Source organism: Elstera sp., from assembly GCF_044372965.1.
GTDB lineage: Bacteria > Pseudomonadota > Alphaproteobacteria > Elsterales > Elsteraceae > Elstera.
The window spans coordinates 1-12,997 of sequence record NZ_JBILQX010000094.1; the positions used below are offsets into that span (position 1 = coordinate 1).

Annotated in this window: 15 protein-coding genes; 8 read left to right on the plus strand and 7 right to left on the minus strand. The window is 62.4% G+C overall.

The annotated features are described in order from the left end of the window. Window positions 1–249 precede the first annotated feature (249 nt). From flgF to ACIQ36_RS12420, 4 genes are all read left to right on the plus strand, one after another. Entirely contained in the window at window positions 250–993 is a 744-nt protein-coding gene (gene flgF / locus ACIQ36_RS12405) for a flagellar basal-body rod protein FlgF (RefSeq protein WP_395829673.1), read from the plus strand. 69 nt (window positions 994–1,062) lie between these two features. Further along, on the plus strand, window positions 1,063–1,848 hold the full coding sequence (gene flgG, locus ACIQ36_RS12410) for a flagellar basal-body rod protein FlgG (protein ID WP_395829675.1): 786 nt from the start codon (window positions 1,063–1,065) through the stop codon (window positions 1,846–1,848). A gap of 46 nt (window positions 1,849–1,894) precedes the next feature. Then, window positions 1,895–2,893 (plus strand): flagellar basal body P-ring formation chaperone FlgA, encoded by a 999-nt coding sequence (gene flgA, locus ACIQ36_RS12415; RefSeq protein WP_395829677.1) that lies wholly within the window; start codon window positions 1,895–1,897, stop codon window positions 2,891–2,893. Between the two features lie 23 nt (window positions 2,894–2,916). Then, entirely contained in the window at window positions 2,917–3,720 is an 804-nt protein-coding gene (locus ACIQ36_RS12420; RefSeq protein WP_045775269.1) for a flagellar basal body L-ring protein FlgH, read from the plus strand. Window positions 3,721–3,859: 139 nt separating this feature from the next. Here the strand turns inward: ACIQ36_RS12420 and dksA are convergent, their stop codons facing one another. Then, window positions 3,860–4,291 carry an RNA polymerase-binding protein DksA gene (dksA, locus tag ACIQ36_RS12425; protein WP_395829679.1) on the minus strand — a complete coding sequence of 144 codons (432 nt, stop codon included), beginning with the start codon at window positions 4,289–4,291 and terminating at the stop codon, window positions 3,860–3,862. A gap of 128 nt (window positions 4,292–4,419) precedes the next feature. Next, window positions 4,420–4,899, minus strand: coding sequence for a flagellar assembly protein FliX (locus ACIQ36_RS12430; RefSeq protein WP_395829681.1), 480 nt, complete (start codon window positions 4,897–4,899; stop codon window positions 4,420–4,422). 236 nt (window positions 4,900–5,135) lie between these two features. Here ACIQ36_RS12430 and ACIQ36_RS12435 point away from each other — a divergent pair, with 236 nt between their 5' ends. The 3 genes from ACIQ36_RS12435 to ACIQ36_RS12445 are packed head-to-tail and all read left to right on the plus strand — an operon-like array spanning window position 5,136 to window position 7,835. Next, the gene (locus ACIQ36_RS12435; RefSeq protein ID WP_395829683.1) at window positions 5,136–6,416 is read left to right on the plus strand and encodes a flagellar basal body P-ring protein FlgI; all 1,281 of its coding nucleotides are present in this window, start codon (window positions 5,136–5,138) and stop codon (window positions 6,414–6,416) included. A 20-nt stretch (window positions 6,417–6,436) separates the two neighbouring features. Further along, window positions 6,437–6,979: a rod-binding protein gene (locus ACIQ36_RS12440; RefSeq protein WP_395829685.1), complete on the plus strand. Its 543-nt coding sequence runs from the start codon at window positions 6,437–6,439 to the stop codon at window positions 6,977–6,979. A gap of 4 nt (window positions 6,980–6,983) precedes the next feature. After that, on the plus strand, window positions 6,984–7,835 hold the full coding sequence (locus ACIQ36_RS12445) for a hypothetical protein (protein WP_395829687.1): 852 nt from the start codon (window positions 6,984–6,986) through the stop codon (window positions 7,833–7,835). Here ACIQ36_RS12445 and ACIQ36_RS12450 read toward each other — a convergent pair. From ACIQ36_RS12450 to ACIQ36_RS12470, 5 genes are all read right to left on the minus strand, one after another. Beyond that, on the minus strand, window positions 7,816–8,490 hold the full coding sequence (locus ACIQ36_RS12450) for a YbhB/YbcL family Raf kinase inhibitor-like protein (RefSeq protein ID WP_395829689.1): 675 nt from the start codon (window positions 8,488–8,490) through the stop codon (window positions 7,816–7,818). The two genes, ACIQ36_RS12445 and ACIQ36_RS12450, sit on opposite strands and share 20 nt — an antisense overlap. Window positions 8,491–8,583: 93 nt before the next feature. Continuing rightward, complete coding sequence (locus ACIQ36_RS12455) at window positions 8,584–9,258, minus strand: RluA family pseudouridine synthase (RefSeq protein ID WP_395829692.1); 675 nt, start codon at window positions 9,256–9,258, stop codon at window positions 8,584–8,586. After that, window positions 9,255–10,196: a glycosyltransferase family 2 protein gene (locus ACIQ36_RS12460; RefSeq protein ID WP_395829694.1), complete on the minus strand. Its 942-nt coding sequence runs from the start codon at window positions 10,194–10,196 to the stop codon at window positions 9,255–9,257. Before ACIQ36_RS12460 ends, ACIQ36_RS12455 begins: the two co-directional genes overlap by 4 nt. After that, window positions 10,189–10,893, minus strand: a complete 705-nt coding sequence (locus ACIQ36_RS12465; protein WP_395829696.1) for a class I SAM-dependent methyltransferase — start codon at window positions 10,891–10,893, stop codon at window positions 10,189–10,191. Before ACIQ36_RS12465 ends, ACIQ36_RS12460 begins: the two co-directional genes overlap by 8 nt. 23 nt (window positions 10,894–10,916) lie before the next feature. Then, window positions 10,917–11,387: a sugar 3,4-ketoisomerase gene (locus tag ACIQ36_RS12470; RefSeq protein ID WP_395829698.1), complete on the minus strand. Its 471-nt coding sequence runs from the start codon at window positions 11,385–11,387 to the stop codon at window positions 10,917–10,919. Window positions 11,388–11,494: 107 nt separating this feature from the next. On the opposite strand from ACIQ36_RS12470, the gene ACIQ36_RS12475 reads away from it, so the two are divergent. Next, on the plus strand, window positions 11,495–12,958 hold the full coding sequence (locus tag ACIQ36_RS12475; RefSeq protein WP_395829700.1) for a hypothetical protein: 1,464 nt from the start codon (window positions 11,495–11,497) through the stop codon (window positions 12,956–12,958). The last annotated feature ends 39 nt before the right edge of the window (window positions 12,959–12,997 follow it).

Below are 12,997 nucleotides of genomic sequence, written 5' to 3' on the forward strand. Positions count from 1 at the left end.
AGCTCTAACACACTTGTGGCTGACAAACCGTTGTCATGCAAGCGATAAGAGCCGCCGGACCCGTATCACAGCCCCCTTGGGTGAGGCGGCAAACTTTGCCCGGCAGACATTGCATAGCATAGTCGTGTAATCTTATCTAGTCACTTTCACACAATCCTGTAATACTATGATCAGAAACATAGTTTGACGGTGGCATAGGAAGTGCGTTATGGTTCGCACTATCGTGTGGGGAACCGAAGGACTCGTTTCATGGAATCGCCGATCCACATTGCTCTTTCTCGCCAGTCAGCCTTACGCCGGTCGCTTGATTCGAGCGCGAATAATCTCGCAAATGCGTCAACATCCGGTTACCGGCGCGAACAGCCGGTGTTTCAAGAATATCTGGCGCGAACGGGCACACCGGGGAATCGGCAAGCCATTTCGTACATGCAGGATATCGGCTTGTTTCGGGATTTCTCGGAAGGCACCTTAACCAGCACGGGCAATCCGTTGGACGTGGCCTTACGGGGCGATGCGTTCTTCACCGTCGGCCATCCGGCTCAGAATATGTACACGCGCAACGGCGTGTTTCATCTCGATGCCAATGGCCAGATTTCGACCGCCGACGGGTACCCCATTCTGGGCGAGAACGGTCAGCCGATCGCGGTGCCGCAGAACGAGCGCGGGCAGGTGATGATCGATAGCCAGGGAACCGTGACCTTCACGACAGCGAACGGCATTCAGGACCTCGGGCGCTTTGCGCTGGTCCGTTTCAATGACGAGCAAGCGCTGCGCCCGGCGGGCAATTCGATGTATATGACGGATCAAGAGGCCCTCCCCGCCCCTGAGACCGTTACGGCGCAAGGCTTCGTCGAAAGCTCGAATGTGAAGCCGGTGCTGGAAGTAACTCAGATGCTTGAGATTTTGCGCGACTATCAGTCGATGCAGAAGATGATTGACGCCGAAGGTGAGCGTCAAACCAACGCGATCACCAAAATCGCGCGGCAGGTTTAAGACACTCGCGTTAAGACCCGGCAAAATTTGACTGGTGGCGGTTAAGCCAGGAAAGAAGGATACCGAACGATGCGGTCACTGAATATCGGCGCGACGGGCATGCTGGCACAGCAGCTTAACGTCGAAGTCATTTCGAACAATATCGCCAACCTGAACACGACCGGGTTCAAGCGCTCGCGCGCCGAATTCCAGGATCTTCTGTATCAGAATGAACGGCGCGTTGGCTCCACCTCCTCGGACGCCGGGACCACGATCCCGTCGGGTATCCAGGTTGGTCTTGGCGTGCGCACGGCGGCGGTTTACCGCATGCACGAGCAAGGCAATATTCAGCCGACCAGCAATCCGCTCGATATCGCCGTGCAGGGCATTGGCTATTTCGCGGTCGATCTGCCGACGAACGAAATTGCCTATACCCGCGCGGGCTCGTTCCAGTTGAACGAAAACGGCCAGATTGTTACCGCCGATGGCTATCAGCTGCGCGGCCCCGGCCAGGTGCCGCAGAATGCCCAATCGATCACCATCAATTCCTCCGGGGAAGTGCTGGTGAAGGTTCCGGGGCAGACCCAGGCCCAGAACATCGGCCAGATCAACCTGAGCACCTTCGTGAACGAAGCCGGTCTTCAGGCGGCGGGCCAGAATCTGTTTATGCAGACGCAAGCCTCGGGCGAGCCGGACGACGGCGTTCCCGGCGTTGAGCAGCGCGGTACGATTCTGCAAGGGTTCCTTGAAACCTCGAACGTCAATATCGTCTCGGAAATCACTAATCTGATTACCGCGCAGCGCGCTTACGAAATGAACAGCCGCGTGATCGAAACCTCCGATCAGATGATGAGCACGCTCACGCAGATGCGCTAACCGCATAACTTCCTTGGCGTCCTAGCCGGATAAGGTGATCCCCCGAATGTGCCGCGCGCCGCGCTTTCTTCTCTCTCTCGTCGGGCTGCTCCTGACGCTGCTGATTGTTCCAATCGCAGCGCAGGCGGCGGCGACGCTGAAGAGTGGCGTGCAGGCGAGCGGCATTTTGGTGCTCGACAAGCCGGATGTGCGGTTAGGGGATCTGTTCGACGGCCTTCCAGTCGATATTGCCGCCCGCCCGGTGCGGGGCTTAGGGGTGCCGGAAAGCGGTATGGTTTTGGATGCCGAACGGCTAGAGGCAATTGCGCGGGAGAATGGTCTCTCCTGGCGACCTGCCTCGCCGACGCTGTCCATCCGGATCGACCGGCCCGTCGAGCAAATCGGTGAAGAGATGGTATTGCAGACCGTCACCCAGGCGCTTGCGGTTCAAGGGCATCCGACCGGGGAAATCCGCTTGGATACGCCCCCCGCCCCCTTCACGGTGGGCCGGGGCCAGGCGCGGCAAGGCTTGCGCGTGAGCGATCTGAGCTTCGATCCTAAGCTTTCGCGCTTTACGGCGCAGATCGGCCCGGCCGCAGGCGGGGAAACCCGCCGGGTTGCGGGCCGGGTTATCGCCATGGCTGACGTGCCGGTAATGACCCGCGCCGTAGGTACGGGCGAGGTGATTCAAGCCGGGGATGTGTCGATCCAACGCTTACGCGCCGATCAAGCGGGGCGCAGCTATGTGGTCGATCCTGATCGGATCATTGGTAAAACCGCCCGGCGCACGCTGCTCGCAGGCCAGCCGGTGCGCCCCGGCGATTTAAACGCGACGATGATGGTGCAGAAGAATGCGCCGATTACGGTAAATGTTGTGTCCGGCTCCATGGCTTTGGCCATGCAGGGGAAAGCGTTGGATGATGGGGCGTTGGGCGATATGGTGCGGGTTCTGAACATCCGCAGCAATAAGGTGCTGAGCGGAATCGTCTCGGCCCCCAGTACGGTGACGGTGCAGGCCACCGTCGTGACCATCGCCCCCGCCGCTTCTGGTGCGCGGACGAATTGATGAAGGTGAGCAGAAAGAGGCCGATGATGACACGCAGCCCCAAAATTTCGACCGAAGCTCGCCCCGCGACCGCCCGCAAGCGGATGGCCGTGCCGAGCGCGCTCCTGTTCGGGGCGCTGCTGCTGTCGGGTTGCAATACGCTCGATCGCCTTGAAGCGATTGGCAAGACGCAAGAGTTCACCCCGGTGGTCAATCCGTCGGAACAACCGAACTACCGCCCCATCAGCCTGCCGATGCCGCAGCCGGTTGCAACCGCGCGCCAGCCAAGCTCGCTGTGGCGCGTCGGCAGCCGAACCTTCTTCCGCGATATCCGCGCGCGCACTGTCGGCGATATCGTGACCGTGGTTGTCGATTTCCGAAACCGTTCGGCCTCCTTGGGCGGCGGGCTTAACCGCTCGCAGACCGACACGCAGGGTGCGGGCCTGAACAGTGCCGGCAGCCTCTTCGGTCTCGATATTCAACAGGCGCTCGGCGGGGCCGACCCCACCACCCTCTTCGGCACCAACAGCAATCTGACGTCGCGCCGCAATGCCACGACCAACGGCACCGACGCCGCTAATCAGTTGCGCCTTGCTGCCGTGGTGATGCAGACGCTCCCCAATGGCAATATGGTCATTCAGGGCCGTCAGGAATTCCTGGTGAATTACGACATGCGCGAACTGCTCGTCAGCGGCGTCATTCGGCCCGAAGACATTAGCTCGGGCAATACCATCGAGTACGATAAGATCGCCGAAGCCCGTATTGCCTATGGTGGTCGCGGCCAGGTGAAGGATATCGCTCAGCCGCGCTATGGTACGCAGTTCATGGATATCATTCTGCCGTTCTAAGGTTTCGGCTCCGGCAGAAAACCTAAAGCCCGCCTCTCTCCACGAGACGGCGGGCTTTTCATATCGGCGGGTGGATCTTTGCTAAAAAAAGGGCGGCACTCGCGCGCCGCCCTTTCTCAATCTTCAGCACTGCCCGCGACTATTCCTCGCGGTGAGTGCGCTCCATGCGCTCATGACGCTCTTGAGCGTCGACGCTCAAGGTGGCGATCGGGCGGGCTTCCAGGCGTTTGATGCCGATCGGCTCGCCGGTTTCCTCGCAATAGCCGTAGCTATCATCGTCGATCCGGCGCAACGCGGCGTCGATCTTGCTAATCAGCTTGCGTTCCCGATCCCGCGTGCGCAATTCAAGCGCACGATCAGTCTCCATGGAGGCCCGATCGGTCAAATCAGGTTGTTGCAAGCTCTCTTCCTGCATGTGATGAACCGTCTCGGAGGACTCGTTCAATAATTCTTCCCGCCAATGCAAAAGCTTTTGGCGAAAATATTCACGTTGCAGTTCATTCATAAACGGTTCGTCATCACTCGGACGGTAATCCGGTGGCAACGCAATTCGTGACACTTGTGACGTCATTCGAGTTCCCTCGATCCCCCTTCAGCAAGGCGCGCGGAGTATAGGGGGAGTCGGTTCAGGGGGCAATGGGCACAATTGCGAGATAATCGGGGGGGAATTTTAAGGGGGAAGCGTGCTAGCGCACGGCTTTACCCCTCAATTACCCCTTTTGGTGGAACAGAAGCCCGGTTCGCTTGGCTTTCGCGCTCCATTTCCAGCTTTGCGAGTTCAACTTGTGCCCGTAAATCGACCTCGTCCAGCACCTCCAATAGCTTGGGGTCCGAAACAGTTTCGCGTGCAAGGGCGAGTTGATCGACGAGATTGACGAGCGCGTCGCCCGAAATGACGCCCAGCAAGAGCCCATGTCGGATCTCGTCGAGCCCGTCCAGAATCGCCTCGGCCCGGTGTCGGGAACGGCGCCGCCGCTGGGGCTCGTCGCCAATCGGATCGACCGTGAGGATTGGATTAACACCAGAGACCGGGCGCGAACCCGTCGTTGGCGCGGCGGCGGGGGCCTCCTCGGGCGCAAGCAAACGCGCAAAAGCGTCCGTCCGCGCGGAATCGGCGGTTTTGTCGGTCCGGCGCCCCGAGGTAACGGGGGCTGTGTCTTTGGGTCCTTGAATACGCATAACTCAACCTTACCACGATCTGTCTTACGCGTCCTATCGGCGCATCCTGCCGCCCGTGAGGAAATTTTTGCCGCCCGCGCGATGGATTTTCGACAAGTAAACTCAAAATTCTGTTTCTGAACAACCAATTATCGTATAGTGTTCAGGTTGGCACAGAGATCGCTTGTCGGGGATGCGCGGCAGGCCAAATTCTGGCTCCGGTTCGTAAGAGATGTATAGGGACGCCAAACATGGGCATGAAACGGCACTTTGACCAGGCCTTCGCATGGCGGCGCGGACTGCGCGTAGCCCTCGCAACGGCATTTCTGGCGAGCACGGCCTGGGCGGCGACCTCCCTCACCCCGGCGGTGGCGCAAACCGTGCGCATCAAAGATGTCGCCAATTTCGAAGGCGTGCGCGAAAACCAATTGATCGGTTACGGTCTCGTCGTCGGTCTCAACGGCACCGGCGACAGTTTGAACCGCGCCATTTTTACCCGCGAATCGTTGCTGGGCATGCTGGAGCGCCTCGGCGTTAACGCCCGCACAGCCAATAACGAAATGCGGACGAAGAACCTCGCCGCCGTGATGGTTACGGCCAACCTGCCCGCCTTTGCCCGTCAGGGTGGCCGCATCGACGTGAGCGTTTCCGCCCTGGGCGATGCCACCTCCTTGCAGGGCGGCACCTTGCTCGTCACCCCGCTGATGGGCGCGGACGGCGAAGTTTATACCGTGGCGCAAGGGGCTGTTGCGATTTCTGGCTTCTCGGCACGGGGCGCAGCGGCGTCGGTCACGCGCGGCGTGCCAACCTCGGGCCGGATCGCCAATGGTGGCCTCGTTGAACGCGAAGTGGGCTTCGAGCTTGGCTCGCTCAACTCCGTGCGCCTGTCCATGCGCAACCCCGATTTCACCACGGCCCGCCGGGTTGCGACTGCCGTAAACGCTTTCCTCGGCGCGCAGGCGGCAAAGCCGCTCGACCCCGGCACCATCGAAATCACCGTCCCGCCGCGCTATCAGGGCGACACGGTGGCCATGCTGACCGATATCGAGAACCTGCCAATCCAGCCGGATATGGTGGCGAAAATCGTGATCGACGAGCGCAATGGCGTGATCGTGATGGGCGAAAATGTTCGCATCAGCACCGTCGCCGTCGCGCAAGGCAACCTCACCATTCGCATCACCGAAACGCCGCAGGTCTCGCAACCCAACCCGTTTGCGCCGGGCGCAACCGCGTTGAACGGCATCCCGGGGCAGAATAGCCAGACCTTCGGGGCCGACGGCCAAGTGACCCAACAAACCAACCAGCAGGGGCAGTTTGGCCAATTGGGCGGCGGGGCGCAGACCGTCGTTGTACCGCGCACGCAGATCGAAGTGGATGATCAGGCCGGTCGCCGCTTAGCGGTTCTGCCCTCGGGCGTCACGCTGGGCGAGTTGGTTTCGGGGCTGAACGCCCTTGGCGTCGGGCCGCGCGACCTGATTACAATTTTGCAAACGATTAAAGCCGCAGGTGCCCTGCAGGCCGATATCGAAATCCTCTAAGGCCGGTTGGAGCGCTCCCCATGACATCGACCCCCGCGACCCTCCCCGGCGCCACTCTTGCCGCCAGCCGCGACAAGGCCCTGACCTCCTCGCTGAACGCGCGCATGCCAACGACGGCGAATGAAGCCGTTGCCGAAAGGACGGGGCGCGAGTTCGAAGCGATGTTCCTGTCGCAGATGCTGCAACCGATGTTCGAAACGGTGAAAACCAACGATATGTTCGGCGGCGGCGCGGGCGAAGATGCGTTTAAAGGCATCTTGGTGGATGAATACGGCAAGATGATCGCCAAAGCGGGCGGCGTCGGTATTGCCGATCAGGTAAAGCGCCAGATTCTCGATTTCCAGGCGCGTCAGGAAACCGGCAAGCAAATCGCCGCAGCCGCGCCGCAAAGCGGCAGCGTGACCCTGTCGGTCGATGCCATGCGCGCCGCCTATAAGAAAGCCGGGGCGGCGGAGGGCACCGCCCCTGCAGCCACTGCGCCGCAACAGGCCGCCGTCGCGATTGAGCCGACCGTGGAAGCCGCCCCGCAAGCGCCGGTGAAGGTTCAGAAGCTGAAGGGTTAAGCCTGTGGCGGTCGCGCAGTTTGCGCCTGCCCTGCTGACCGAAACCTTTGACCGGGTGATTGCAACAACCGCCTTTGAGGGGTTGCAGGATCAGCCGGACCGGTTCATTCGCTATAGTGTGCGGCGGCGCGAGGCGGTTCGGGCGTTTCAGCCGGAATTACCTGCTTTGGTCCTTCTCTGGTCAGGGCGGAAAGAAATCAGCGTTTCCGGTCGTCATGCCGCGTGCGGCCCCGGCACGCTGACGCTGCTGCCCGCCAATATCGCCATTGATGTCGTGAACGAGCCCGATGACCGCACGGGCATTTATGCCGCCGCGATTATCCTGTTTCCGCTCCCCCTGCTCCAGCGCGTGCGCCTGCTGCATCCTACGGCTTTTCACCCGGTTGGGCTGGAAAGCCTCGATCCGCGCCACTGGCAGATTCCCGCCAGCGAGCTTCTGCAAGAGGCGGTGGCGCGGGTGCTAAGGGCCGTCAGCGCCGCCGATGTTCCCGCCGAGATTCTCGATCACCGTATGATGGAAGTGGCGCTGCTGCTGGCTGACCGGCCACTTCTCCCCGCCCGCGCCCTGTTGCGCGACGGGCAGGTGAGCGCCGCCGTGACCAGCCTGCTCAGCGGCGATCTCACGCGCGCCTGGACCGCCGCGAGCGTGGCGAGCCTTATCGGCATGAGCGAGGCGACGCTGCGCCGCCGCCTGGCGAGCGAAGGGGTTGGCTTGCGCGCTCTGCTCGGCACGTTGCGCCGCGCCCAGGCCGCCCGGCTGCAAGGCGAGGGCCTGAGCGCGCTCGACGCCGCCCTCGCCTGTGGCTTCCGCTCGGCGGCGGCGTTGCGGGGAAGCGCTATTTCACCGCAGGATTGAGGCTATAGGCCGCTTTCGCTTCGCCTTCGGCCAGAATATGGCCGCGTAAGGCCGGTTCCAGATCGGCCCAGGTGAAGCGGTCGGGCAGCGGTAGGGTCGGCACGTCAAGCGCATAGACGCGCACGCGATACTCGTGACGGCGCAAATCATTCAGCGGCGGGCACGGCCCGGCATAACCGCCCCAATCCCCCGCCATCTCCGGGTTTCCTGCCATGAACCCGGCAAAGCCGCTCTGCCCCCGTCGGCCGTAAGCGGTGCGCGCGAGCGGCAGATTGCCCTTCACCACCCCGCGCGCCTCAACCCCCTCGGCAAGCGCCGTGACCGACACGGGCACATCGGCCAACAGCCAATGGGGAAAAATTTGCCGGGGGGACTCGGCGGTAATCGTCACGCCCGGCTTGTTGTACTGGGAGAGGTCTTGCGGCACGTCCGGGTCGAGCATCACCAGCACATAGGACTGCGTACCCTTCGGCCCGGCCTGCCAAGACACTGCCGGGCTGACGTTCGGCCCAAAACCGCTTGGTGTGCAAAAAGCTTGGTCGGGCGCAAAGCGGCCATCGGGGCCGAGGTTGGCGAGGGTCACGCGCAGGGGCTCTGCCGCCAGGGCCGGGAGAGCGGCAAGGCTGGCGAGCAGGATCAGCGATAATTTTGTCATGGATCGGGTTCCTATCCTGGGTAAGGCCCTTACCCTGCCCCGCACCCGCCTATCGCCGCGCGCGGCAACCGATCAAAAACGCGGGCAATCCGATCAAACTTCCGCAAACCCGCAGCGCGCCAATCCATCCGCCATATGCGTCGGCACGGGGGCCGTGACGGCAATCGGCTTTTCCCCGAGCGGAAGCGCAATCGCGCGGGCCAGAAGCTGCAACCGTTCGCCCGCCAAGGGCTTCGGCCCATAAACGGGATCGCCGATCAGCGGCAGACCCAAGTGAGCGGCATGAACCCGGATCTGATGGGTTCGGCCCGTCAGCGGCTCAAACTCCAGCCACGCCAGCCCGTCCCCCCTCCCCAAGCAGCGCCAGCGCGTTTGCGCGCTCTGGCCGCTCGGATCGACCACCATGCGCCAGCCCGCCGCCGCGCTGGAGATTTTCAGCAGAGGCGCGTCAATCACCCCTTCCGAGGTTTCAGGCGTTCCGCGAACCAGCGCCCAATAGGTCTTTTGCACCTGATGCGCCGAGAACACCCGCGCCACCTGCCGGGCCGCCCGCAGGCTGCGCGCCAGCACGAGACAGCCCGCCGTATCGCGGTCGAGCCGATGGGCAAGGCGCGGCAGTTCCTTAAAGCCAAACGTAAGATCGGCCAGATAGGCTTCCACGCTCTCGGGCGTCTGCGGGCCGGGATGGCAGGCAAGCCCCGCCGGTTTATCGAGCACGATCACGCGCCCGTCGCGGAACAGAACCCGCGCCGCCAGACCAAAGCTCACGCAGGGCCACCGCGCCGAACCGATTTCACCACGCCTTGCGGGCGCTTATTCACCGTTAGAAACAGGCGGCCGACATACTCACCCAAAATCCCCAGCATCAGCAGTTGCAAGCCGCCGAGGGTGAGCACAATTGCCGCCAAGGAGGCCCACCCGGCGGGCGGGTCGCCAAACAGCCCTTCCAGCAGCACCAGCAGCAGCCCGAGAATCCCGAGGCCCGCCGTCACCGCCCCCGCCAAGGTCGCGAAGCGCAGCGGCAGAACCGAGAAATTCAGCGCCATCGCTAGCCAGAGGTTCACCAGGCGGCGCAGGGTATAATTGCTCTGCCCTTCGGCGCGGGCGAGATGGTTCACCTGGAGCGTGCCGATCTTCTGCGTCACTTGCAGAATCAGCCCGTCGACATAAACGAACGGCCCTTCATAGGCGGTGATCGTCCGGGCAACAAAGGCCGACAGGCAACGAAAGGACGAGAGATACAGGCCCTTGGGCTTATCCAGCAGCCGATCCGCTACCCAACCGTTAAAGCGACTGCCAAGATTGCGCCAGCTTTCGTGCTTCTTATCCGCATAGAAGGTGTAGACCACCTCATGCCCCCCCAACCGGCAGGCGTCATAAAGGCGCACCACCTCTTCCGGCGGGTTTTGCAGATCATCGTCCATCGTAATGATGTAGGCCCCGCGCGCGTGGCGAAAGCCGCTCATCACGGCATTATGTTCGCCGTAATTGCGGCTATGCTCGACCACGGTCAGTGGCACGGTGGCGGTTTCGGCGAGGGTGTGGCAGACGGCAAGGCTATTGTCGGGGCTGCCGTCATAGACCAGCACGATTTCGAGACCGCCTTCGACACGAAGCGCCGATAGCGCTTCAACCAGCCGCCCGACGGTAGCCGCGCCGTTATAAACCGGAACGACGATACTCAGCCCCGGTGTTTCCTCACGCATCCTTCACCGCCTCAATCAAAATCGATCCGCCAAAGGGCAGCCGCCCGCCCCGCCGAAGCCACGCCGTCTCCAATCCCGTCAACAGGGAAAACCCGGCGTCGACCAAGGGCGGTAGCGCCGATACGTCGCTCCCCTCGCTCGGCCACAGCTTACGGCGTAGGACCATTAGCGGAAACAGCAGGCTGTTCCAATAGCTGCTGCGCAGCGGGCGAAACCCGGCGTCGGTCAATTGCTGGCGCAGGCGCGGTTCGGTATAGCGACGGCTGTTATGCACCGCCCGATCATGCTCCGAGAGTAACCAATCATAGGCAGGGAGCGATAAAAGCACGCGCCCGCCCGGCTTTAGCGCGGCGTGGAACTCGGCCAAGGCCTTAGCCTCGTCTACCCCGGCATGACAGAGCACATCGGAGGAGGTGATGATATCGATGCTGGCGGGGGCAAAGGGAAGGCTGTTGATCGTCCCCCGCACAAAGGGCCGGGTGCAGCGTGCCTGCCCCCAAACCGCCGCTTTCCCATCGAACTCCAAGCCAATTGCCGCGATATCGGGGCGATGGGTGGCGAGATATTTCAGCCAGCCGCCGGTTCCCGCCCCCGCATCTAGCAGACGCAGGGGGGCGGCCCCGGGCGGCGGTAGCCATGTCAGCATGTTGCGGCGCAGGGCTTGGAACCACCAAAACTGGTCCTCGATTGCGGCCATGCGCTCATATTCAACCGCTTCCATTAAGCACCCGCCGCTAGTAATTCGCGGTGCGCCCGGAAACTGTCAAAATCGCGGATATAATCATCGGCCGCGAAGGGATAGTCGCAAAAGACCATCAGCAGCGCGGGCGTGGTGCGATAAGATTGCTCGCCCCAAATGGTGGGCGGCATCAACACCGCCTGCTGCGGATGGGTCAGGAGATGCCGCACCTCGCCGCCCAGGTGATCGCGCCCGACGAACTCGATTTCCCCCTGCAAGCACACCAGCACTTGGCTGCACCAGCGATGGGCATGGCCGCCGCCAGCGGTATCGGGCTGATCGGAGGCCACCGTAAAAACCCGCGCAATCGGAATTGGCAGATTAGCCCCCGTCTCAAAAATCGTCAGTACGCGGCCAGGAGCCGGGAACTGCGGAAAACTGAGGAGCCGGATCTGATCGAGCCCCGCCAACGGGGCCGGTTTGGGCGGCACGGGGGAAATTTGAGCACCCATTCAGCACAAACCTTTCAGCTTCTTCACACGACAACGCCTGTATCATGCCGTAAATTTGGGCGACGGGGGATGAAAACTCTGTAAGGCTTTATAAGGAAGAAACCCTGATGGCAGAGCGCAAGCTGCCGATTCTCTGTTTTCTGGTGGGGCTTCCCTGGCTGATTGCCGCGTTTTTTCCGCCCTTAAACCACGATAGCGCCGCTGTGCTCACCTGGGCGCAGCGGATGGTTGCGGGCGAGCGGCTTTATATCGATCTCATCGATGTAAATCCGCCGATGATCTTTTGGCTGAACCTGCCGCCTGCCGCCGTTGCGGCCTGGACGGGGATTTCCGCCGCAGTCCTTCTGGTATTTTGGTACGCGCTGCTGACAGCGGTCGGCCTAGCCCTGGCGTTGCCAAGCCTTACCCGGCGCGTCTCGCCCGGCGAGAACCTTGGGGTTATCGCCGCCGCCGTAGGGGCGCTGCTCGTTCTGCCTGCCCATAGTTTCACCCAGCGCGAACATCTGCTGCTTGCCCTCGCCCTGCCCTATCTCATTCATGCCGTCGGACGGGCGCAGGGCGAGGCCGACCGCAAAGCCTGGATCACGGCGGCGCTGTTTGCCGTCGCCGTGTGCCTCAAGCCGCATTTCCTATTGATCCCTGCGGGAATCGAGGGGTTCTTGATCGCACAACGCGGGCTGAAGGCCAGCCTGCGCGATCCCACCGTGCCGATTATGGCCGGGGTTGGACTTATGTATCTGCTTGCGGTGAAACTCATCACCCCCGCCTATTTCAGCGCGATTTTGCCGATGATGGCCGAACTGTATACAGGGGCCGGGGCCGATTGGCCGGCGCTGCTGTTCGGCGACCAAATACCGACGCTCGCCTTCGGGTGCCTGCTTCTCGGCGGGTTGACCTGGCGGCATGGGGTCGCCCCGCGCCTGCTGCTAGTCTTCACCGTTACCGCGAGTCTCGCCGGGCTCAGTCAAATGAAGGGCTGGGATTATCATTTCGTCGCGGCGCGCGGCGGTTTGCTGCTGCTGGTAGGTTGGAGCGTTGGGCATTGGCTGCACACGCCGGGCCGGGCGATGGGGGCAACGCTCGCCGCCGCCATCGCCTATGCCAGCCTACTCGCCCCGCCCTTCGCCCCGCAGCGCAGCTTTGCCGCCTCGCCCGCCGCCCGGCTGCGTGCGTTGATGGAGCAAACGGCCCCCGGCGGCTCGGTGCTCTGGTTCACGACCTCGCTGAAACCGCAGTTTTCGATTCTCCAAACCACCGGCGGGCAGTATCGGGGGCATTACATGAGCCTATGGCCGCTACCAGAACTCTACCCGCCGGACGGGCCGCCAGGGTTGCGCCCGCTGGCGAGCCTAAGCGGAATCGAGCGGGATCTGATCGCGACCACCGCCGCCGATCTCGCGCGCAAGCCCGATCTACTGGTCGTTACCGATGGTGCGTCCGAACCAGGTTTCGGCGCGCGGGCATGGGATCATCTCGCCTATTTCCGGCGCGATCCCCGCATTGCCGCCGCCCTGATGGCCTATGCGCCGGTCGGCACAATCGACGGCTGGACGCTCTACCATCGCCACTAAAAAGAAAGGCCGATCCTTGGAAGGACCGGCCCAGTCAGG